The following is a 20,231-nucleotide window of genomic DNA, read 5'->3' as shown; positions in this document are numbered from 1 at the left end:
CCATTCGATTGAATAATTTTCATGCTGCAGTCGACCCTCGAAATACGCCACCTGCGCACACTCATCGCGCTGCGCGACACCGGCAGCCTGGTGCGCGCGGCGCAGCTGCTCAACCTCACGCAATCGGCGCTGTCGCACCAGGTCAAGCTGCTCGAAGACCGCTACGGCGCGCAGCTGTTCGAGCGCAAGTCGGTGCCGCCGCAGTTCAGCACCACCGGCCTGCGGCTGCTGCAGCTGGCCGACACCGCCCTGCCGCTCATCGAGGAGGCTGAGCGCGACGTGGCCCGGCTCGCGCTGGGGCGCAGCGGGCAGCTGCGCATCGTGGTCGAGTGCCATACCTGCTTCGACTGGCTGATGCCGGCGATGGACGCGTTCCGCCAGCGCTGGCCCGAGATCGAGCTCGACATCGTCTCGGGCTTTCACCCCGATCCGATCGCGCTGGTGATGCAGAACCGCGCCGAGGTGGCGATCGTGTCCGAGGAAGACCCCGACGAAACGGTCGACTACCACGCGCTGTTTCGCTTCGAGATCATGGCGCTGCTGGCCAACGACCATCCGCTGACAGCCAAGGCGTATCTCACGGCACGCCACTTCGCCAACCAGACGCTCATCACCTACCCCGTGCCCGACGACATGCTCGACATCGTGCGGCAGGTGCTTGGGCCTGCGGGTGTGGAGCCCGCGCACCGCCGCACCACCGAGCTCACGGTGGCGATGCTGCAGCTGGTGGCCAGCGGGCGCGGCGTGGCGACGCTGCCGCTATGGGCGGTGCAGAACTACCTGGACCGCGGCTACGTCACGGCCCGTCGCGTGGGCGGCAAGGGGCTGACGGGGCGGCTCTACATGGCATGCACGCAGGGCACGTCGGGGCAGCCATGGCTGGCGGACTTCGTGCGCATCACGCGGGAGAGCTGCTTCAAGAGCCTGCCGGGGATCGAGCTGCTGTAGCGTGCTCAGTAGTCAAGCCACTCGATTTCGCCGATAAGCGGGCCGCCCGCGAAGCGCAGCAGGATCTCCGTCATGATCTCAATGTTGTTGTCGAACGAGCCATGCGTGGACTGGATCTGGCCGTGCTCGCGCGTATTCGTCACCTGGGGCGACAGCACGACGTCGAGCAGCGCCTTCCCGGCCGCACTGACCGGCGGCCACGCTGCCTGCCATTGCATGACCTGCGGGAGTTCGGCCGCGGCCCATTGGTCGTCGTCGTTCGCATACTTCGGATCATGCGTGCGCACCAGACCGAGCAAAGGCATCTTGCGCACGTCGTCGAGTGCGCGTGAAACCAGGTAGAGCAGCGACTTGCCGTAGGCCGGCACCGAGGGCGACGGCAAGGCGTCTTTCTTTTCGTTCTCGTCCGACAGCACGTGCAGCCTCAGTTCGCCAAGATCAATGACACCGGCCTGCGCAGCGGCGAGATAGTGCTGGACCGCAAAGCGCACCGAACATGCTGGCGCCAGCAAGGTGCAACTGGCCACACGAAGCCGATTCGTCGCCGCAGCGGTCGCATTGAGCGCGACGCACCGGTCCAACAGATGGCCGAACAGGATCGACCCCGCCGAGTGGCCGACAAGATGCAATTCGAGTCGCGCCCCCTTGCGGGCCAGATCGCTCACCAGCAGGGCGAGTTGACGGGACAGCAGGTCGAGCCCCTTGCCCGGGGAGGCACCGATCTCGGCGTTCTCGCGCATCTCGCTCCAGATGCCCTTGCCGAGCACATGGCCCAGCGCCTCGATCGCGCGGTCCTTGGCATCACCGAGGACGTCGAGCACACCGGCAGCACGTTCGGTCTCGGCGCCGAAGAGCTTGCGAACCCAGTCCTTCGCCATGTCGCCAAGGGTCTCGCCGGCACCGGTCTTCCAGGTTAGGAAGAGTGGATAGATCCCATTGGCAAGAAAGTACGGCGCCAGCACACGAATGCGGCGAATCGACTCGTCCTCCGAGTTCAGTCCGCCATGCGCGTAGATGGCGAGTTTGAGCACGCTTGCAGCGGCAGGCTGCTTGGCAAACCAGGCCAGGGGTCGGTCGTGCACGGTATCGCCGACCAAGCCTGCCATGTCCGTATGCCCGCGCGTGAAGTCGGTCGGCACGAGTTCGCCGTCGTTGCCGGTGACCAGCGTGTGCTCGTAGGCACGCGGCGTGGTCCATGGCTGATAGGCCGCAACTCGGAAGGGATGATCGACAGGCCACGGATCATCGGCGGGATTGCCCGGCGCACGCGTCGCGCGATTGAGCGCTCCCAGCGATCGCCCGCTCGGCACGCGGAATGCGGACACCGCAACGCTGCGAGGCTTTCCTCCCGCGTCGCTCAACACCAACGGAACGCCCAACGCGCAAGCCCAGGCGTCGGTGCCGTGTACGACCCAATCGTCATAGGGCAGTACTCCGAAGCCCGAAGCGCCCCAGCGCTTGCCCCAGGAGTTTTGCACGATGAAGCCGTGTGCATTGAAGCCGACGAACGCGAAAGCGTGTCCACCCAATTGCCCCGGGTTTGTCGGCGGCGAAATGATCGGCAGGCTCGCGTGGTTCATCGGCGGACGCTGAGGCGCGGCATGGATCAAGGTGTCCCATCCATCGTGGACACTGGCCGATACATAGACAGCACCGATCTCGCAGAGGGCAGCCTGAAGATCGACGATGGATGTCCGGTCAATTCGGTAGTAAACGCCAAGCGGACGCCTGCAGGCGTCGGCCTGCCAACCATCCAGCGGCCGCTGAAAGCTCGCGGTGCCGCCCTTGCCCAGCACATAAGGCCAGTTCTTGCGCGAGCACACGCCGTGCTTGTTCCAGCCCTTCAGGGCACCGCGGCAACTCGATCCTTCGTAGTCCGTGCCCGGCCATTCGTCGTAGCGACGCGCGAGCTCGTAGAGCATGCGTGGGCTGACCTCCTCAAACGGTTGCGCCGGGTTCGCCTCCACGTGCGCGACCCATAGCAGATAGTTGGCGACACAGGCCAGACCGAAGCCGGTGCAGGCGCCCTCCTCGCCTTGATCCAGCACAAGGCCCGCCTGCACATAGCTGCCGAGAAAGCGCGCCACGTCAGCCTCGCAGGGCCAGCTCGGTGGCAGCGAGCGCAATGGCGGACGATAAGGAAGATCGCGAAAGTCGAGCCGATCGGGGCGAGCATCGAACAATCGGCCGGGCACGGGCGTGCGAAGCGCTTTCGCCGCCGCGATGTCCTTCGCGACGGCGGTTGCAGACGCAGCGGCTCTGGTTTCCCGTGATGTGCCCGTCTTTTTATTGATCGCCTTTGCGCGTCCAACTTGAGCCATGACGTGCATCCTCTTTCTTCTTGCCGAACCTCTGTGGGCGTGATTGTGAGAAATGCGACGCCGGGCCCGCAATAGAACGAAAGCCCTAGGCCGTCCACGTCGGGCAATGGCTCGAAGGCTTCGTCCCCTCGAGCGAAGGTGAAGATTTAGGGCCGCGCCTCACAACATGCCCGCGCCAATCTTGCGGCGATCTGACGAAGCGCTTTCCCGACGCACTGCATCGAGCAGCCAGTCACGAAAGGCCGCGACTTTCGGTCTTTCACGGTTGCCTTCGGGACACACGAGGTAGTACGCGAAGTTTTCGAGCCACGTCACGTTCGAGAGCCGGACCAGCCGACCCTGTGCGATCTCGGGCGCCATCATGGCAGCGGGCAGCAGAGCCGCGCCCTGCCCCGCGAGCACCGCCTGCAGCAGCAGGCCGGCGTCGTCGAACGACGGCCCGCGGGCCGGGCCTGCATCCGCAACGCCCTGCGCCTCGAACCACAGGCGCCAGCCCTTGCGCTCGGCGTCGTTCACGCGCGGCCACCGCAGCAGGTCGGCCGGCTTCTTCGGCTTGCCGTGCTCGGCAACCAGCGCGGGCGCAGCGACGGGAACCATCTCGACCGTGAGCACGCGCTGGCTGGCAAGCCCGGGGTACTGGCCCATGCCGTGGCGGATGGCGACGTCGACGCCGTCGCGCGAAAAATCGGCGAGCGCGTTGCTGGTCAGCACCTGCAGGTCGATGTCGGGATGCGCGCCCTGGAATGACTTGAGGCGTGGCACGAGCCAGGCGGAGGCGAAGAATGGCGTGGCGCTCACGGTGAGCAGACCGGTCTCCGCAGGCACGGCCACCTTCTGCGTGGCATCGCTGATCTGCCTGAAGGCATTGCGCACGGGCGGCAGATAGGCCTGGCCCAGCTCGGTCAGGAAGATGCCGCGGTTGACGCGGCGGAACAGCTGCACGCCGAGGTGCAGCTCCAGCGTCCTGACGAGCTGGCTCACGGCGCCAGCGGTCACGCACAGTTCGTCCGCCGCTTTCTTCACCGAGAGATGGCGCGCGGCGGCTTCGAAGGCGCGCAGTGCGTTGAGTGGTGGAAGCTGGTGTTCCATGGTTTAGCCAATCTGATCTGAACGAGACAGAAATTCTGGTTTGCCTTGCGGTCTTTTGGGTAGGAGCATTGCAGCATCCCGACTTAGATATTCTGATCCAGACAATGAAGACTACATCTTCGAGCCCCAAGGGCCTCTTCCGCGGCTGGCTGGTGGTCGCGGGCGCCTTTGCCGTGACCTTCGTCGGCTTCGGCTGCGCCTACACCTTCAGCGCCTTTCTCGAATCGCTGCAGAAAGACTTCGGCGCCTCGCGCGGCTCGGTCTCGCTGGTGTTCTCGCTGGCGGGCTTTCTCTACTTCGGCCTGGGCGTGCTGAGCGGACCGCTGGCCGACCGCTGGGGTTCGCGGCGGCTGGCCGTCGCCGGCATGGTGCTGGTCGGGCTGGGGCTGGCCGTTGCGGGGCAGGCGCAGAGCCTGACGCAGATCTACCTGGCCTACGGGCTTGGCGTCGGCCTTGGGGTCGGCGCGTCGTATGTGCCGGTGCTGGGCGCGGTGCAGCGCTGGTTCGTCAGGCGGCGCGGCTTCGCGTCGGGGCTGGCGGTGAGCGGCATCGGCGTGGGCACGCTGGTGATGCCGCCGCTGGCGTCGTTGCTCATCGAAACGCTGGGCTGGCGGCATGCCTACCTGGCGCTCGGTGGGCTGGCAGTGATGGTGGGCGTGGGCATGGCGCTGCTGATAGAAAACGACCCGCGCGACCGCGGGCTCGGCCCCGACGGCGATCCACCACAGCCGCAGGCCGATTCGGCCAGGCCCGAAGGCTTCACTGTGCGCGATGCAGTGCGCTCACGGCGCTTCGCAGGCCTGTACGCGGCCTGCCTCATCAGTTCGTTCGGGCTGTTCGTGCCCTTCGTGCACCTCGTGCCCTACGCGCTGGACCACGGCGTGCCCAATGCCTCCGCGGTGCTGCTGCTGGGCGCCATCGGCGTCGGCAGCACGGCCGGGCGATTCTTCCTCGGTGGGCTGGCCGACCGCATGGGGCGTGCGCAAACCATGCTGCTGATGTCGACGGGCATGGCCCTGTCGCTGCTCGTGTGGGCGGCGTCCAGCGGTTTCCGCGGGTTGGCCCTGTTCGCGTTCTTCTACGGCGCGTTCTACGGCGGTTTCGTCGCGCTGCTGCCGGCGCTGGTGATGGACTACTTCGGCGGCCGCAACATCGCCGCGATCATCGGGGTGCTCTACACCAGCGTGGCCTTCGGCACGCTGGTCGGCCCCGCCGCCGCGGGTTTTGCCTTCGACATCAGCCGCAGCTACATGCTGCCGATCCTGGTCAGCGTGGGCGCCAACCTCATGGCAGCCGGCATCATGTGGGCAATGTCGCGGATGGACGCTTCTGCAAAGCTGGCCCCGGCCGCCTCGACGCGGGGTACAGTCGGGAATGACCCAACCGCCGCCCGCCGCTCCTAGCCAGCCTCCCGAGGCCGCTCCCGCCGAGATCACGGAGGACCAGGCCGTCATGCGTGCCTGGGTGCTTTTCGCGGTGCTCTTCGTGGTGGTGATCGGCCTGTTGTGGGCCCTGCATTCCCACTACGGTTGAACACGGAGCCCCGGTTCAGGAAGCCTTCTGCAGCAGCTTCAGCACACTCGAGAAATCGAGCGCGCCGTGGCCCGCGAGGCTGTGTGCGGCATACAGGCTGCGCGCCAGCCCACCCAGGGGTGTGGAAGCACGCACGGCGGTCGCGTTCTCTTGCGCCAGGCCCAGGTCCTTGAGCATCAGGTCGGTGCCGAAGCCCCCCGCGTAGTTCTTCGAGGCGGGTGACGTTTCCATCACGCCCGGCATCGGGTTGTACTTTTCCAGTGCCCAGTTGCCGCCCGAACTGCGGCGCATGATCTCCGACAGCACCTTGGGATCGAGCCCGTTGGCCACGCCCAGCGCCAGCGCTTCCGAGGTGCCGATCATCAGGATGCCCAGCAGCATGTTGTTGCAGATCTTCGCGGTCTGCCCCGCGCCGGCTGCGCCAGCATGGAAGATGTTGGCGCCCATCTTTTCGAGCACCGGGCGCGCGCGCTCCAGGTCACTCGTTTCGCCGCCGACCATGAAGGTCAGCGTGCCGGCAATCGCACCGCCGGTGCCGCCCGACACGGGCGCATCGATCATCGCAATGCCCTTGGCAGCGGCTGCTTCGGCTACCTTGCGCGAGGTGGCTGCGGCGATGGTGCTGCTGTCGATCACCAGCATGCCGGTGCGGATGCTGTCGAGCAGGCCGGGCTTGCCGCCGCCGCCGAGGAACAGGCCCTCGACGTGCGCGCTGGCCGGCAGCATGCTGATGACGACCTCGGCATCGGCCACCGTCTCGGCCGCCGACTTGGCAATGGGCAGGCCTTCGGCGCCGAACTTCTTGCAGGCCTCGGCCGAGAGGTCGAAGGCGCTGAGCGTATGGCCTGCCTTGAGCAGGTTCATGGCCATCGGGCCGCCCATGTTGCCGAGGCCGATGAATGCGATCTTCATGTGTCTTGTCTCCGTTGTTCTGTGCAGGAATCTATGCGTGTGGATCAGACCAGCGACGCCAGCTCGACCGGCATCTCGCCGCGCGGGCGCAGATGATCTTCGATGAAAGCGGGCGTGATCTCTTCGAGCGTGGCCGGGTTCCAGCGCGGGTTGCGGTCTTTGTCGACCAGCACGGCGCGGATGCCTTCGGCAAAGTCCTTGTGCGCGCAGAAGCCGAGCGAGGCCCAGTATTCGAGGCGGAACACCTCGGCCAGCGACATGCGCGGCACACGCTGCCACAGCTCGAAGCTCAGGGCGGCCGAGCTCGGCGCGCCCTTCGCGAAGGTCTTGGAGGCCGCTTGCAGCCAGGTATCGTCGCTCTGCAGTTCGCGCAGGCGCTTGGCGATGTCGAGCAAGTCGTCGCCGGCCATCAGGGCGTTGATGAGGTCGTAGTGCTCGCGCACTTTCGAGGGCGGCATCCCGGCGCCCTCGCCGGCCTTCGCGAGGATGCGCGAGAGCGTGGCGCGGTCGGCCTTGCTCTCGCCAGCCCAGACGGCCGAAGCAATGGCTTCGAGCACCTGGCCCTTGCGTTCTTGCGGCACCAGCACATCGGCCAGCCCGCAGAAGATCGCATCGGCCGCATTGAGGTTCGCGGCCGTGAGCGCGAGGAACAGCCCGGTGCGCCCCGGCGTGCGGCGCAGGAACCAGCTGCCGCCCACGTCGGGATAGAGGCCGATGGCGATCTCGGGCATGGCGATGCGGCTCTGCGTCGTCACCACGCGGTGCGAGCAACCCGACATCAGCCCCACGCCGCCGCCCATCACGATGCCGTGGCCCCAGCAGAGAAAGGGCTTGGGAAAGGTGTGGATCAGGTAGTCGAGCTCGTACTCCTCGCGGAAGAAGTCTTCCGCGTAGGTGTTGCGTTCCGGGCCGCACTCCAGCAGCGTTTGATAGAGCTGGCGCAGGTCTCCGCCTGCGCAGAAGGCTTTTTCACCGGCAGCCTGCATCAGCACGCCGACGATGCCTTCGTCCTTCGCCCATTCGCGCAGCTTGGGCGTGAGCAGGCGCACCATGTCCACGGAGAGCGCGTTGAGCGAAGCCGGCGCGTTGAGGGTGGCAACGCCGAAGCGCTGGCCGCCGGCGGTCTTGATTTCGTCGAAGAGAACTACGGAGTCGGTCATTGTCTTGAGAGGTTCTGGATGCGGGAACTTCAGCGGATATCGCTGTCGCCCTCCAGCAATTTTCGCGCAACGATCACACGCATGATCTCGTTGGTTCCTTCGAGGATCTGGTGCACGCGCGCGTCGCGCACCAGCCGCTCCAGCGGAAACTCGCTCAGGTAGCCATAGCCGCCGTGCAGCTGCAGCGCGTCGTTGCAGACATTGAAGCCCGCATCGGTGGCGAAGCGCTTGGCCATCGCGCAATAGGTGCTCGCATCCGCATGGTCCGCGTCGAGCTTCGATGCCGCGAGCCGCACCATCTGCCGCGCCGCCACCAGCTCGGTCGCCATGTCGGCCAGCTTGAACTGCAGCGCCTGGAAGCTCGCGAGCGGCTTGCCGAACTGCTGGCGCTCGTGCAGGTAGCGGCGGGCCGCGTCGAGCGCGCCCTGCGCCGCACCCACCGAGCAGGTCGCGATGTTGATGCGCCCGCCGTCGAGCCCCTTCATGGCAATGCGAAAGCCCTCGCCTTCCTTGCCCAGCAGGTTCTGCGCGGGAATGCGCACGTTGTCGAAGTTGATGCTTCGCGTGGGCTGGCTGTTCCAGCCCATCTTGTGCTCCTTCTTGCCGTAGCTGACGCCGTGCGCGTCGGCCGGCACCGCGAAGGCCGAGATGCCACTCGCGCCCGCGCCGCCCGTGCGCGCCATCAGCACCAGCACGTCGGTCGAGCCGGCGCCCGAGATGAATGCCTTGCCGCCGTTGATGACGTACTCGGCGCCCTGCAGCTCTGCTCGCGTCTTGAGCGAACCCGCATCGGAGCCCGCGCCCGGTTCGGTCAGGCAGTACGACGCGAGCTTGCGCCCGCTCGTGAGCTCTTCACCCCACTGCTGCGCCACGGCATCGGTGGCCCAGGTGCCGAGCATCCACGTCGCCATGTTGTGGATCGTGATGAAGGCCGTGGTCGAGGGGTCGACCGCGGCCATTTCCTCGAACACCAGCGCCGCGTCGAGCCGCGGCAGCCCGAGGCCGCCGATGCGCTCGGGCGCATAGAGCCCGCAGAAGCCCAACTCGCCGGCCTTGGCGATGGCCTCCTTCGGGAAGAGAGCTTCCGCGTCCCACTGCGCCGCATGCGGCGCGAACTCGGCCTGCGCAAAGTCGCGCGCGCTTTGCGCGAAGGCGCGTTGCTCTTCTGAAAGTTCGAAGTCCATTCGCCCGGTTTCTTACTTGAGACTGATCGTGGTGTTGACGCCGTGCGACACGGTGCTGTCGTCGAACCAGCGAGCAGTCACGGTCTTGGTCTGCGTGTAGAACATGATGACCTGCTTGCCGTACGGGCCCAGGTCGCCGAGCTTGGAAGCACGCGAACCGGTGAACGAGAACATCGGGACCGGCACCGGAATCGGCACGTTGATGCCGACCTGGCCGATGTCGATGTCTTCCTGGAAGCGGCGTGCCGCGGCGCCCGACTGCGTGAAGATCGCCGTGCCGTTGCCGTTCGGGTTGCTGTTGATCATCTCGATGGCTTCGTCGATGGTCTCGGCGTCGGCAATGCACAGCACCGGGCCGAACACCTCCTGGTCATAGATCGTCATGCCGGGCTTCACGCCGGTGAAGATCGTCGGGCCGACGAAGTTGCCCTTCTCGTAGCCGGGCACAGTGGGCTTGCGACCGTCGAGAACGAGCTTGGCGCCATCGGCCTCGCCGCGTTCGATGAGACCGTTCACGCGGTCATAGGCTGCGCAGGAAACCAGTGGACCCACGTCCACGCCCTTCTCGGTGCCCGCGCCGATCTTCAGCGTCTTCGCCTTCTCGATGAGTTCGGGCACCCAGTAGCGCGCTTCGCCCACCAGCACCGCCACCGACACGGCCATGCAGCGCTGGCCGGCTGCACCGAAGCTGGCGCCAGCCAGTGCGTTGAGCGTCTGCTCCTTGTTCGCGTCGGGCATCACGATGGCGTGGTTCTTCGCACCCATCATGCATTGCGCGCGCTTGCCGGCCAGCGTGGCGCGGTTGTAGACGTGCGTGCCGACCTTGGTCGAGCCGACGAAGCTGATCGCCTTGATGTCCTTGTGGTCGCAGATGCCGTTGACGATGGCCTCGCCGCCATGCACCACGTTGAGCACGCCGGGCGGAATGCCGGCTTCGAGCGCCAGTTCGCACAGGCGCATGGTGACCATCGGGTCCTGCTCGGAAGGCTTCAGCACGAAGGTGTTGCCGGTGACGATGGCCATCGGGAACATCCACAGCGGGATCATGGCGGGGAAATTGAACGGCGTGATGCCGGCGCACACGCCCAGCGGCTGCAGCAGCGTGTAGGTGTCGACGCCGTTGGCCACGTTGTTGGCCAGCTCGCCGAGCTGCAGGTTGCCGATGTTCGATGCGTGCTCCACCACTTCAAGGCCGCGGAACACATCGCCTTCAGCATCGGGCAGCGTCTTGCCCTGCTCGGCCGTGAGGATGGCGGCCAGCTCGCCCATGTTCTCGCGGATGAGCTGCTGCAGCTTCAGGAAGATGCGGGCACGCGCGCCGATGGGCGTCTTGCGCCAGGTCTTGAAGGCTTCCTTGGCGGAGGCCACGGCGGCATCGAGCTCGGCTTGCGTCGCGAAGGGCACACGGGCCAGCACCTGCTGCGTGGCCGGGTTGACGACGTCGCGCCATTCGGTGGTCTTCGATTCGACGAGCTTGCCGCCGATCAGCAGCTTGACGGTGGCGACTTGCGTCGAGGGGGTGGTGGTGGCGTCCATGGGGTTTGTCTCCTGTGAATCTCGGGAAGGCGATGTCGGTCGGGGCCGGTACAGCGTGCATCCTAGCTTTGCATATTTGCCATGACAATAGACAAATTTGCGCCTTGGCTTTGCATAAATGCAGAATGCGAGGACCGGACGCATTCCGCAAATCTCCACCGAGACCCCGAACACATGGACTGGGACAACCTGCGCTACTTCCTCGAACTCGCCCGCTCCGGCACGCTGATGAGCGCCGCGCGCCGTCTCGAGGTCGACCACACCACGGTGGCGCGCCGCATCCAGGCGCTGGAGAAGGAAGTCGGCGCCCCGCTGTTCTCGCGCGAATCGGGCGGCCACCGCCTTACCGAGGCCGGCCGGCGGCTGCAGCCGCAGGTCGAGGCGATGGAGAGCGCCTTCCAGGCCGTGGAAAGCACGGCGCCCGCGTCGCAGGAGGGCCTGTCGGGGCTGGTGCGCATCGGCGCCACCGAGGGCTTCGGCACCGTGGTGCTGGCACCGCAACTCGCGCTGTTCGCGCTGCAGCATCCGAAGCTCACCATCGACCTGCTCGCGATGCCGCGGCTCGTGCACCTGTCGCGGCGCGAGGCCGACATCGTGATCTCGCTCGAACGGCCGGCGCGCGGGCCGGTGGTCGTCACCAAGCTCACCGACTACACGCTGCGGCTCTACGCATCCAAGAAGTACCTGGCCGCGCACAAACCCATCAGGACGCGCGAAGACCTGCGCGGCCACACCTTCATCAGCTACGTGGACGACCTGCTGTTCAGCAAGGAGCTGCAGTACCTCGACGAACTGCACCGCCCCGACACCTTCGCGCTGCGCAGCACCAGCGTGCTCGCGCAGCACAGTGCGGTGGCGGCGGGCGCGGGCATCGCAGTGCTGCCGGCCTTCATCGCCGAGGGCGACAGCGCGCTGCGGCCCGTGCTGCCGGGGCAGGCGAACTTCACGCGCACCTTCTGGATGTCGATGCCGGAAGAAACCAAGCACCTGGCGCGCATGCAGGCGGTTTGGCGCTTCCTGCGCGAGACGGCGCAGGCCCGGCAGGCGCTGCTGCTTCTGGCCTCGCCCGGCGATGAGAATGGCGCCCCGCAGCAGCGGCCGGCCCGTTCGCGCAAGCCGACCCCTTAGCAAGCAAACCCCGACCCGGAGATTCGCCCCATGCCACGCCACCGCCCCGCCCGCCTGGAACAAATCGCCGGCATCGGCGTCGACCGCATGGGCGCCATCGCCGACGACGCCGAGGGCCCGCCTTTCCTGCGGCTCGAGAACCTCGACGTCGACATCCCGCCCGACGCGGAAGCCATCGCACGCACAGTGCGCGCAGCCGCAGAAGATTCCGGCAACAGCTACCTCCCATTCGTCGGCCAGCCCCGGTTGCGCGAGATCGCAGCACGGCACGTGTCGTCGCTGTCGGGCGTGACATACAGCGGCGCACGCAACTGCGTGATCTCGGCCGGCGGGCTCTCGGGCATCCTCAACGCGCTGCTCGCAACCGTCGAAGTGGGCGACGAGGTGCTGGTCACCGATCCGACCTACGCCGGCCTGCTCAACCGCATCCGGCTCGCTGGCGGCACGCCGAAGTACGTGCCCTTTGAATTCAACCCCGGTGGCGAATGGAAGCTGGACCGCGCCGCGCTGCAAACGGCCATCGGCCCCCGCGTGCGCGTAATGCTGCTGATGTCGCCGTCGATGCCGACGGGCGGTTGCTTCGACGCGGACGACTGGCGCGCCATCGCCGCACTGTGCGTGCGGCACGACCTGACACTGATCCTCGACACCGCCATGGAACGCCTGCTGTACGACGGCCGCGAAGTCATCCACCCCGCGGGCCTGCCCGGCATGGCCGAACGCACTATCACCGTAGGCTCCTCGGCCAAGGAGCTGCGCATGATCGGCTGGCGCGTGGGCTGGACCGTGGCGCCCGAGAGCTACATGCCGGACCTCGTGGCCGTGTCGCTCGCCAACGTGGTCGTGCCGGTGGGCATCGCGCAGGACGCGGTGGCGACGGCGCTGGCGCAATCGGCGCACACGATGGCGCCGTATGTGGCCGAGTTGGAGCGGCGGCGCGACGCGTTGCTCGATGAACTTAAAGGACTGCCGGTCGGCGTGCCCGCGGGGGGCTGGTCGCTGCTGCTGCGCACGAGCGACTTCGGCATTGACGGCCAGACGCTGTCGCAGCGCCTGCTGACGCATCGCGTCTGTGCCACCCCAATGCAGGGCTGGGGCGAGACGCACGGCGCGCAGTACCTGCGCTTCGTTTTTTCCAACGAGCCGGTGGAGCGGCTGCGCGGACTGGGGGACAAGGTGCGGGCAGCACTGGGCGTCTGACCAGGGTCTACGGCCACACCGGCGGATGGCTGCCCGGCGGCATCGAAGGCCGTACCCACGCGGCGGGCGTGCGCTGCAACTGCGCGCTGTGGCGCAGCGCAGCCAGCCTGCCGAATCCGGAGTCCGAGGTTTCCACATAGGGTTGCAGGTCGGGCTTCGGAGCCGAGAGTCCGTCCGGCACGCGGCCCAGGCCGCGCAGCCAGTGCCCCGTCTGCGCGAGCGATACCTGCACGTGCCAGCTGCCGCCTTCCTGCCGCTGGCGCCAGAGCGCGGCGGCGGCCCCGAGGGCGATCAGGTAGCCGGTGGCTTCATCGAGGATCTGCATGGGCAGCGGCTTCGGCTTGCCGTCGCCGGCTGCCTGGCCTTCGGCATGGTTGAAGCCCATGGCGGTCTGCACCAGCGAATCGAAGCCGCGACGATTCGCCCACGGCCCCTGCGTGCCGTACGCGCTGAGCGACACGCACACGATGCCCGGGCGGAGCCGTGCCAGCGCCTCGGGTCCGAAGCCTCGCGCCTCGATGCCGCCCGGCCTGTAGCCCTGCACGAAGACATGCGCATCGGCCACCAGCCGCCGCAGCGCGATTCGCCCTTCCTCGGTCTGCAAGTCTGCATGCGCCGACAGCTTGCCGCGGCTGGTATCCGCGATCGCGCTGATGTTCGGCAGGTTCGGCGAGTTCACGAGCATCACATCGGCCCCGTAGGCAGCGAGCGCGCGTCCGCCAACCGGCCCGGCCAGGACACGTGTGAGGTCCAGCACGCGCAGGCCCGACAGGGGCCGTTGGTCTTCGCGCAGCGGCGGCATCGCGAGCGGCGATGCGTCGTCATCGCCGATGCGCTCGATGGTGAAGAGCGGCTGCGCAGCGATGGCCCGCCCTTGCGGCGTGGCGTCCCATTCATCGAAACGCCGCAATGCCGTCGCGACCAGTCCCGCCGCCGCCGCGGCCTCCTCGAAATCGAGCGCGCGCCACGTGGCCATGACAGCCTCGGCGTCCGCGCGCGTGGCAGTGGCCGGGTCGAGCTTCAGCAGACGCAGCGCGCCGTCGCGGTGATGCGCGAAGTTCGCATGCACGCGCACCCATCCATCGGCGCAGCGGTAGAGCCCCGAGAACGCATCCCACGGGTCGGGCACCTGCCCGTCGAGGCTGAACCAACCCGTGCACTCGAGCGCCGCGTGCAGCATGTCGACGCCGACCTGCTGCCGGGCCGCGCCGCGCACGTGCCCCAACTCGCAGGCTGCAAGTGCCGCGGCCGCGACGGTACTCTGCGCCGCCGTGCCGACCGCGAAGGAAGACGGCAGCACCGGATCGGCGCCGGTGAGCCGCGCGAACGGCAAGGCCTCCTCGGGAAGGCCCGCTTGCCGCCAGATGTCGCCCAGGACTTCGCTTGCATTCTTCATTCCGGTGTGCTCCAAAGCAAAAAGGCAGGGTCCGCTTTCGCGGCCCTGCCCTTGGTTGTCGTTGCGTTCGACGCTCCGCCGTTACTGGATCAGCTTCGCGCCCGTCTTGGCCTGCAGCGTATCGAAGCTCACGCCCGGCGCCAGCTCGACGACCTTCAGGCCTTCGGGCACCACGTCCATCACGGCCAGGTCGGTGATGATGCGGTCGACCACGGCCACGCCGGTCAGCGGCAGCGTGCACTGTTCGAGGATCTTCAGGTCCTCGGTGCCGTCCTTCTTCTTGGCCACGTGCTCCATCAGCACGATCACGCGCTTCACGCCGGCCACGAGGTCCATTGCGCCGCCCATGCCCTTGACCATCTTGCCGGGGATCATCCAGTTGGCGAGGTCGCCCTTCGTGCTCACCTGCATGGCACCGAGGATCGACAGGTTGATCTTGCCGCCGCGGATCATCGCGAAGCTGTCATGGCTGCCGAAGATGGCCGAGCCGGGCAGCGTGGTCACGGTCTGCTTGCCGGCGTTGATCAGGTCGGCGTCGACGTTGTCCTCGGTCGGGAACGGGCCGATGCCGAGCATGCCGTTCTCGCTCTGCAGCCACACTTCCTTGGTGCCGGTGTGGTTGGCCACCAGCGTCGGGATGCCGATGCCGAGGTTGACGTAGAAGCCGTCTTCGAGTTCTTGCGCGGCGCGGGCCGCCATCTGGTCTTGGGTCCAGGGCATCTCAGGCTCCTTCTTTCTTGTTGACGACGACCTTGGCGGGCACTTCGCTGCCGGCGGCGGCCTGGGCGATGGCGGTCTGCGCCTCGACCTTCGCGGCGACGGCATCGACCGAGGCGCTCACGGTGCGCTTCTCGATGCGCTTCTCGGGTTTGGCGTTGAGCACGATGCGGTGCACGTAGATGCCCGGCAGATGGATGTCGTCGGGGGCCAGTTCGCCCACCTCGACGATCTTCTCGACCTCGACGATGCAGATCTTGCCGGCCATGGCGGCGGCCGGGTTGAAGTTGCGCGCCGTGAGGCGAAAGCGCAGGTTGCCCGACTTGTCGGCCACGTCGGCCTTCACCAGCGCCACGTCGGGCACCAGCGAGCGTTCCATGACGTAGGTTTCGCCGTCGAACTCGCGCAGCTCCTTGCCCTCGGCGACCTGCGTGCCCACGCCGGTCTTGGTGAAGAAGGCCGGGATGCCCGCGCCGCCCGCGCGCAGCTTCTCGGCCAGCGTGCCCTGGGGCGTGAATTCGAGGGCCAGTTCGCCCGCGAGGTACTGGCGCTCGAACTCCTTGTTCTCGCCAACGTAGGACGCGATCATTTTCTTGATCTGGCGCGTCTCCAGCAGCTTGCCGAGGCCGAAGCCGTCGACACCCGCGTTGTTCGAGACGACGGTGAGGTTCTGCACGCCGGAGTCCTTCAGCGCGTCGATCAGCGCTTCGGGAATGCCGCACAGGCCGAAGCCGCCGACCGCGAGCATCTGCCCGTCGGCCACGACCCCCTTGAGTGCCGCGTCTGCGGAGGGATAAATCTTGTTCACTCGGGCTCCTTGATGGATGAATTGGAGAGAGGTGGGAAAGCCCTGAACGATACTACCTACTCGCATACGTAGTATTTCGTAATGGTGACCCCCGATGCCCGAGATCGATTACCGGCTGGCCTTTGAACACGCGCCCGTCGGCATGGTGGTGTCGAGCAACCGCACCATCGTGGCCTGCAACGTGCGCGTGTGCGAGATCTTTGGCGCAACGCCCTCTGCATTGGTCGGGCATTCGTTCAGCATCCTGTACCCCAGCGTGGCCGAGTTCGAGCGCATCGGCAAGCGCATGGAGCCCTTCCTGAATGCCAGCGGGCACTACGCGGACAACCGCATGATGAGGCGGCTGGGCGGGCTGCATGGCGCGATCGCCGGCGAGACCTTCTGGTGCCACGTCACGGGCCACGCGCTGAACCGGGCCGCACCGCACGAGGCCGGCATCTGGACCTTCGAGGACCTGGGCTCGCGCCGCGCCGTGAAAGCCGAGCTCACGCCGCGCGAGCGCGAGGTGGCGGCGCAGGTGATGCGCGGGCTGACCTCGAAGGAGATCGGCAAGGCGCTCGGCATCAGCCACCGAACGGTCGAGCTGCATCGGGCGCGGCTGATGCGCAAGTACGCAGCCGCGACCACGGCCGAGCTGGTGCAGAAGCTGATCGCGGGCTAGGTTGCGCGGCCCTCGTCAGTCGGGCTTGATGTCCGCCGACTTGATCACCTTCGACCAGCTCGCCAGTTCCTGGTCGACGAACTTGCCGAGCGTCGGCGAATCCATGTAGATCGCGAAGGCGCCCTGCTCGTCCACCTTCTTGCGGAACGCTTCGCTCTCCACGATTTTCTTGATCTCGGTGCTGAGCCTCGCGACGACCTCGGGCGGCGTCTTCGCCGGCGCGAACACCGCGAACCACGACTCGACCTCGTAGCCCGGCAAGCCCGCCTCGGCCGAGGTCGGCACGTTGGGCATCGACGGATGGCGTCTGGCGCCCGTGTACGCCAGCGCCTTGATGCGCCCACTCGCGAAATGGCCGATGACCGAAGGCGGTGTGGTGATGAACATGTCGACGTTGCCCGCGATGAGGTCGTTGATCGCCGGTCCCGAACCCTTGTACGGCACGTGCGTCATCGCCTGCTTCGACTGCCGCGACAGCAGTTCGCCTGCGATGTGCTGGATCGAGCCATTGCCGGACGAGGCGTAGAACAGGCCGCCGCCCTTCTTCTTGCCGTACTCGATGAGTTCCTTCATCGAGTTCACCGGCAGCTTGCCGCTTACCGCGACGACGTGCGGTGCGCGCATCACCATCGCCACCGGCACGAAGTCTTTCGTCGGGCTCCACTTGATGTTCGGGTAGAGCGAGGGGTTGCCGACGTGGTAGCCCGAGTACTGCATCAGCAGCGTGTAGCCGTCGGGCGCCGCACGGGCCACGAACTCGGTGCCGATGTTGCCGCTGGCGCCGGGCTTGTTGTCCACCACGATGGGCTGGCCCAGCGCGCGCTGCAGCGGCTCGCCGACCAGGCGGGCCATGATGTCGGTGGAGCCGGCGGGCGCCGTGGGCACGACGAAGGTGATCGGCTTCGAAGGCCACGCGTCGGCGGCGGCGGCAGCCGAGCCGGCCAGCGCGAGGCCGACTGCGAGAAGGCGGTGGATGGGTTTCATGGTTTGTCTCCAGGTGGTTTTGTGTTGGCTGTCTTCGGGGCTGCGCCGTCAGGGCGCGAGCTCCGAAATCTCGATCAGGTTCAGGTCGGGGTCGCGCACATAGACCGAGCGGATGCGCGAGGTGGCGCCCGTGCGCATCACGGGCCCTTCCACGATCGGCACGCCCATTTCCTCGAGCCGTGCGATGACGGCTTCGAGCGGCACGCCGGCAATGAAGCACAGGTCGAGCGAACCCGGCGTCGGCAGTTGCGCCTTGGGCTCAAATTCGTGGCCCTTCACGTGCAGGTTGATCTTCTGGCGGCCGAAGCGGAAGGCCTTGCGCCCTGCGCCGAAGCTCTCGAGCGTCATGCCCATCACGTCGACGTAGAAGCGGGTGCAGGCTTCTTCATGCGCAGTCGTCAGCACGAGGTGGTCCAGATGGTCGATCACGGGTGGAGCTCCTTCTGCCCGCGCGCCTGGGCGCGGGCGACGATGTCGTTGAAATCCGCCGGCGGCGCGTGCCGCATCAGCCGGTGCCCCGCACGCGAGACCTGGCTCGACAGCCCGTGCTGCACGAGCACTTCCAGTTCGGCAGCGGCGGCGATCAGGCCGTCCAGGTCCATGCCGGTGTCCCAGCCCATGCACTGCAGCATGTGGACCACGTCTTCGGTCGCGACGTTGCCGGTCGCACCCGGCGCGTAGGGGCAGCCGCCGATGCCGCCGAGCGACATGTCGAGGCGGCGGATGCCGGCTTCGACGGCGGCCACGGTGTTGGCAAGGCCCATGCCGCGCGTGTTGTGGAAGTGAGCAGTCCAATCCATCCGGCGATGGCCCGCGATCACGCCTTCGCAGAGGGCCTGCACCTGTGTGGGATAGGCCATGCCCGTCGTATCGCACAGCGTCACGCCCTGCACCTCCAGCGCAGCGAACCGCTCGATCCAGCCGCGCACCGCCGCCAGCGGCACCTCGCCTTCCATCGGACAGCCGAATACGCAGGACAGCGACACGTTCACCGGCACCCCGGCTTGCTTCGCCAGCGCGATCACCCCGGTCAGCTGCGCGAACGACTGCTCGCGCGTCATGCGCAGGTTGGCGAGGTTGTGCGTCTCGCTCACCGACATGACGATGTTGAACTCGTCGATGCGGCTTTCCAGCGCGCGCTCCGCACCGCGCACGTTCGGCACCAGCGCGGTGTAGACCACGCCCGGACGGCGGGCGATGCGCTGCATCACCTCCTCGCCGTCGCGCAATGCCGGAATCGCCTTTGCCGAGGTGAACGACGTGACTTCGATCCTGGCGTAGCCCAGCCCGCTGAGCCGGTCGATCAGCGCGACCTTGTCGTCGGTGGGAATGAAGCGGCTTTCCATCTGGAAGCCGTCGCGGGTGGCCACCTCGTTGATGAGCAGTCGCTTGCCGTTGCCCGCCTTCATACGAGCTCGCTTTCCGCGCTGCGCGCTGGCCAGCCGGCGCTTTGCAGGTCGCCGGTGTGCTCGCCAAGGCGCGGCGCGGGGCGCGCGATACGGCCCGGCGTGGCACTGAGCTTGGGCACGACGCCGGGCACCTTCAGCGTGGCGCCGTCGGACGTGGGCGCCTCCACGATCATCCCGCGCGCCAGGTACTGCGGGTCGCTCGCGATGTCAGCCACGGTATAGATGCGCCCGGCCGGCACGCCGGCCGCATCGAGCACGGCCAGCGCCTCGTCGCGGCTGCGGTGCTGCGTCCAGGCCTCGATGGCGGCGTCGATCTCTTCCACGCGCAGCACGCGCCCGTCGTTGTGCCGCAGTTGTTCGTCGTTTTCCAGGTCTTCTCGCCCGATGGCCCGCATCAGCCGGCGGAAGATGCTGTCGCCGTTGCCGGCCACCAGCACGTAGTGCCCGTCGTTGCACCGGTAGGCATTGGTCGGTGCGATGCCGGGAAGCGCACTGCCGGCGCGTTCGCGCACGGCCCCGAAGGCGTCGTACTCGGGCAGCAGGCTTTCCATCACGTTGAACACCGACTCGTACAGCGCCACGTCGATGAATTGCCCTTCCCCGCCATGGGCCGTGCGGTGATGCAGCGCGGTCAGCACGCCAATCACGCCATGCAGCGCCGCCAGCGTGTCGCCGAGCGAGATGCCCACGCGCACCGGCACGCGGCCGGGCTCGCCGCTCAGGTAGCGCAGCCCGCCCATCGATTCGCCGAGCACGCCGAAGCCGGGCTTGTCGCGGTAGGGCCCGGTCTGCCCGTAGCCCGAGATGCGCAGCATGATGAGCCGCGGGTTCAGCGCATGCAGCTGCTCCCACCCCAGGCCCCAGCCTTCGAGGGTGCCGGGCTTGAAGTTCTCGATGAGCACGTCTGCTTCGAGCGCCAGCGCGCGTGCCGCTTCCTGGCCCTCGGCACTGCGCAGGTCGAGGCACACGGAGCGCTTGTTGCGCGACTGCACCTCCCACCACACCGAGGTGCCGCCGCGCAGCAGCCGCCACTTGCGCAGCGGGTCGCCGACACCGGCCGGCTCCACCTTGATCACGTCGGCGCCGAACTCCGCCAGGGTCTTGCCGGCGAAGGGGCCGGCGATGAGCTGGCCGAGCTCCAGCACCTTCAGGCCTTCGAGTGCATTCATGTCTACGTCTGTCTCCAGGTTGGGTTGCCTCGACTCTAGGAACAGATCGCGTTCGGCGGAATTGCCGTGACGGCAG

The 20,231-nt window shown here is 67.2% G+C and carries 18 protein-coding genes; 5 read left to right on the top strand and 13 right to left on the bottom strand.

The features are described 5' to 3' along the window. Positions 1 to 21 precede the first annotated feature (21 nt). Positions 22 to 948 carry a LysR family transcriptional regulator gene (locus ASC92_RS27285; protein WP_056522463.1) on the top strand — a complete coding sequence of 309 codons (927 nt, stop codon included), beginning with the start codon at positions 22 to 24 and terminating at the stop codon, positions 946 to 948. Positions 949 to 953: 5 nt separating this feature from the next. Here the strand turns inward: ASC92_RS27285 and ASC92_RS27280 are convergent, their stop codons facing one another. Then, a complete protein-coding gene (locus ASC92_RS27280) occupies positions 954 to 3,269 on the bottom strand; it encodes a C1 family peptidase (RefSeq protein WP_162245749.1) in 2,316 nt (771 codons plus the stop codon). Between the two features lie 159 nt (positions 3,270 to 3,428). Beyond that, complete coding sequence (gcvA, locus tag ASC92_RS27275; protein WP_056522457.1) at positions 3,429 to 4,358, bottom strand: transcriptional regulator GcvA; 930 nt, start codon at positions 4,356 to 4,358, stop codon at positions 3,429 to 3,431. Positions 4,359 to 4,462: 104 nt separating this feature from the next. Between gcvA and ASC92_RS27270 the strand changes: the two genes are divergently transcribed. Beyond that, positions 4,463 to 5,761 (top strand): MFS transporter, encoded by a 1,299-nt coding sequence (locus tag ASC92_RS27270; protein WP_056522455.1) that lies wholly within the window; start codon positions 4,463 to 4,465, stop codon positions 5,759 to 5,761. A 145-nt stretch (positions 5,762 to 5,906) separates the two neighbouring features. On the opposite strand, the gene mmsB is transcribed toward ASC92_RS27270, so the two are convergent. From mmsB to ASC92_RS27250, 4 genes are read right to left on the bottom strand one after another with little or no spacing between them, the layout of a single operon-like run. Then, complete coding sequence (gene mmsB / locus ASC92_RS27265; protein ID WP_056522452.1) at positions 5,907 to 6,803, bottom strand: 3-hydroxyisobutyrate dehydrogenase; 897 nt, start codon at positions 6,801 to 6,803, stop codon at positions 5,907 to 5,909. Positions 6,804 to 6,847: 44 nt separating this feature from the next. After that, the gene (locus ASC92_RS27260; RefSeq protein WP_056522449.1) at positions 6,848 to 7,963 is read right to left on the bottom strand and encodes an enoyl-CoA hydratase/isomerase family protein; all 1,116 of its coding nucleotides are present in this window, start codon (positions 7,961 to 7,963) and stop codon (positions 6,848 to 6,850) included. Positions 7,964 to 7,992: 29 nt separating this feature from the next. Next, positions 7,993 to 9,147 carry an acyl-CoA dehydrogenase family protein gene (locus tag ASC92_RS27255; protein ID WP_056522446.1) on the bottom strand — a complete coding sequence of 385 codons (1,155 nt, stop codon included), beginning with the start codon at positions 9,145 to 9,147 and terminating at the stop codon, positions 7,993 to 7,995. Positions 9,148 to 9,159: 12 nt separating this feature from the next. Then, a complete protein-coding gene (locus ASC92_RS27250; RefSeq protein ID WP_056522443.1) occupies positions 9,160 to 10,683 on the bottom strand; it encodes a CoA-acylating methylmalonate-semialdehyde dehydrogenase in 1,524 nt (507 codons plus the stop codon). A 174-nt stretch (positions 10,684 to 10,857) separates the two neighbouring features. On the opposite strand from ASC92_RS27250, the gene ASC92_RS27245 reads away from it, so the two are divergent. After that, entirely contained in the window at positions 10,858 to 11,811 is a 954-nt protein-coding gene (locus ASC92_RS27245) for a LysR family transcriptional regulator (protein WP_056522439.1), read from the top strand. Positions 11,812 to 11,841: 30 nt separating this feature from the next. After that, the gene (locus tag ASC92_RS27240) at positions 11,842 to 13,011 is read left to right on the top strand and encodes a pyridoxal phosphate-dependent aminotransferase (protein ID WP_056522435.1); all 1,170 of its coding nucleotides are present in this window, start codon (positions 11,842 to 11,844) and stop codon (positions 13,009 to 13,011) included. A 7-nt stretch (positions 13,012 to 13,018) separates the two neighbouring features. Here ASC92_RS27240 and ASC92_RS27235 read toward each other — a convergent pair whose 3' ends face one another. From ASC92_RS27235 to ASC92_RS27225, 3 genes are all read right to left on the bottom strand, one after another. Continuing rightward, positions 13,019 to 14,407, bottom strand: coding sequence for a CoA transferase (locus ASC92_RS27235; protein ID WP_056522431.1), 1,389 nt, complete (start codon positions 14,405 to 14,407; stop codon positions 13,019 to 13,021). A gap of 81 nt (positions 14,408 to 14,488) precedes the next feature. Then, the gene (locus tag ASC92_RS27230) at positions 14,489 to 15,127 is read right to left on the bottom strand and encodes a 3-oxoacid CoA-transferase subunit B (protein WP_056522427.1); all 639 of its coding nucleotides are present in this window, start codon (positions 15,125 to 15,127) and stop codon (positions 14,489 to 14,491) included. Position 15,128: 1 nt separating this feature from the next. Beyond that, positions 15,129 to 15,932 (bottom strand): CoA transferase subunit A, encoded by an 804-nt coding sequence (locus ASC92_RS27225; RefSeq protein ID WP_056522425.1) that lies wholly within the window; start codon positions 15,930 to 15,932, stop codon positions 15,129 to 15,131. Positions 15,933 to 16,026: 94 nt separating this feature from the next. Here ASC92_RS27225 and ASC92_RS27220 point away from each other — a divergent pair, with 94 nt between their 5' ends. Continuing rightward, the gene (locus ASC92_RS27220) at positions 16,027 to 16,593 is read left to right on the top strand and encodes a LuxR C-terminal-related transcriptional regulator (RefSeq protein ID WP_056522422.1); all 567 of its coding nucleotides are present in this window, start codon (positions 16,027 to 16,029) and stop codon (positions 16,591 to 16,593) included. Between the two features lie 15 nt (positions 16,594 to 16,608). Here the strand turns inward: ASC92_RS27220 and ASC92_RS27215 are convergent, their stop codons facing one another. Genes ASC92_RS27215 through ASC92_RS27200 form a run of 4 tightly spaced genes read right to left on the bottom strand, consistent with a single transcriptional unit; the run spans position 16,609 to position 20,155 of the window. After that, on the bottom strand, positions 16,609 to 17,577 hold the full coding sequence (locus ASC92_RS27215) for a Bug family tripartite tricarboxylate transporter substrate binding protein (RefSeq protein ID WP_056522418.1): 969 nt from the start codon (positions 17,575 to 17,577) through the stop codon (positions 16,609 to 16,611). A 48-nt stretch (positions 17,578 to 17,625) separates the two neighbouring features. Then, the gene (locus tag ASC92_RS27210) at positions 17,626 to 18,006 is read right to left on the bottom strand and encodes a VOC family protein (RefSeq protein ID WP_056522415.1); all 381 of its coding nucleotides are present in this window, start codon (positions 18,004 to 18,006) and stop codon (positions 17,626 to 17,628) included. Then, positions 18,003 to 18,986 (bottom strand): hydroxymethylglutaryl-CoA lyase, encoded by a 984-nt coding sequence (locus ASC92_RS27205; RefSeq protein ID WP_056522412.1) that lies wholly within the window; start codon positions 18,984 to 18,986, stop codon positions 18,003 to 18,005. The genes ASC92_RS27210 and ASC92_RS27205 overlap by 4 nt, the downstream gene beginning before the upstream one ends. Further along, entirely contained in the window at positions 18,983 to 20,155 is a 1,173-nt protein-coding gene (locus ASC92_RS27200; RefSeq protein ID WP_056522410.1) for a CaiB/BaiF CoA transferase family protein, read from the bottom strand. Before ASC92_RS27200 ends, ASC92_RS27205 begins: the two co-directional genes overlap by 4 nt. Positions 20,156 to 20,231 lie beyond the last annotated feature (76 nt).

This window comes from Variovorax sp. Root411, assembly GCF_001425205.1.
Classification (GTDB): Bacteria; Pseudomonadota; Gammaproteobacteria; order Burkholderiales; family Burkholderiaceae_C; genus Variovorax.
The sequence above is the reverse complement of the archived record's forward strand: the minus strand, read 5'-3'. Positions and strand labels throughout refer to the sequence as shown.

Excerpts from the sequence above, each read along its gene's own strand:
- ASC92_RS27285 (WP_056522463.1), top strand. The coding sequence starts at position 22 with ATGCTGCAGTCGACCCTCGAAATACGCCACCTGCGCACACTCATCGCG.
- ASC92_RS27280 (WP_162245749.1), bottom strand. The coding sequence starts at position 3,269 with ATGGCTCAAGTTGGACGCGCAAAGGCGATCAATAAAAAGACGGGCACA.
- gcvA (WP_056522457.1), bottom strand. The coding sequence starts at position 4,358 with ATGGAACACCAGCTTCCACCACTCAACGCACTGCGCGCCTTCGAAGCC.
- ASC92_RS27270 (WP_056522455.1), top strand. The coding sequence starts at position 4,463 with ATGAAGACTACATCTTCGAGCCCCAAGGGCCTCTTCCGCGGCTGGCTG.
- mmsB (WP_056522452.1), bottom strand. The coding sequence starts at position 6,803 with ATGAAGATCGCATTCATCGGCCTCGGCAACATGGGCGGCCCGATGGCC.
- ASC92_RS27260 (WP_056522449.1), bottom strand. The coding sequence starts at position 7,963 with ATGACCGACTCCGTAGTTCTCTTCGACGAAATCAAGACCGCCGGCGGC.
- ASC92_RS27255 (WP_056522446.1), bottom strand. The coding sequence starts at position 9,147 with ATGGACTTCGAACTTTCAGAAGAGCAACGCGCCTTCGCGCAAAGCGCG.
- ASC92_RS27250 (WP_056522443.1), bottom strand. The coding sequence starts at position 10,683 with ATGGACGCCACCACCACCCCCTCGACGCAAGTCGCCACCGTCAAGCTG.
- ASC92_RS27245 (WP_056522439.1), top strand. The coding sequence starts at position 10,858 with ATGGACTGGGACAACCTGCGCTACTTCCTCGAACTCGCCCGCTCCGGC.
- ASC92_RS27240 (WP_056522435.1), top strand. The coding sequence starts at position 11,842 with ATGCCACGCCACCGCCCCGCCCGCCTGGAACAAATCGCCGGCATCGGC.
- ASC92_RS27235 (WP_056522431.1), bottom strand. The coding sequence starts at position 14,407 with ATGAAGAATGCAAGCGAAGTCCTGGGCGACATCTGGCGGCAAGCGGGC.
- ASC92_RS27230 (WP_056522427.1), bottom strand. The coding sequence starts at position 15,127 with ATGCCCTGGACCCAAGACCAGATGGCGGCCCGCGCCGCGCAAGAACTC.
- ASC92_RS27220 (WP_056522422.1), top strand. The coding sequence starts at position 16,027 with ATGCCCGAGATCGATTACCGGCTGGCCTTTGAACACGCGCCCGTCGGC.
- ASC92_RS27215 (WP_056522418.1), bottom strand. The coding sequence starts at position 17,577 with ATGAAACCCATCCACCGCCTTCTCGCAGTCGGCCTCGCGCTGGCCGGC.
- ASC92_RS27205 (WP_056522412.1), bottom strand. The coding sequence starts at position 18,986 with ATGAAGGCGGGCAACGGCAAGCGACTGCTCATCAACGAGGTGGCCACC.
- ASC92_RS27200 (WP_056522410.1), bottom strand. The coding sequence starts at position 20,155 with ATGAATGCACTCGAAGGCCTGAAGGTGCTGGAGCTCGGCCAGCTCATC.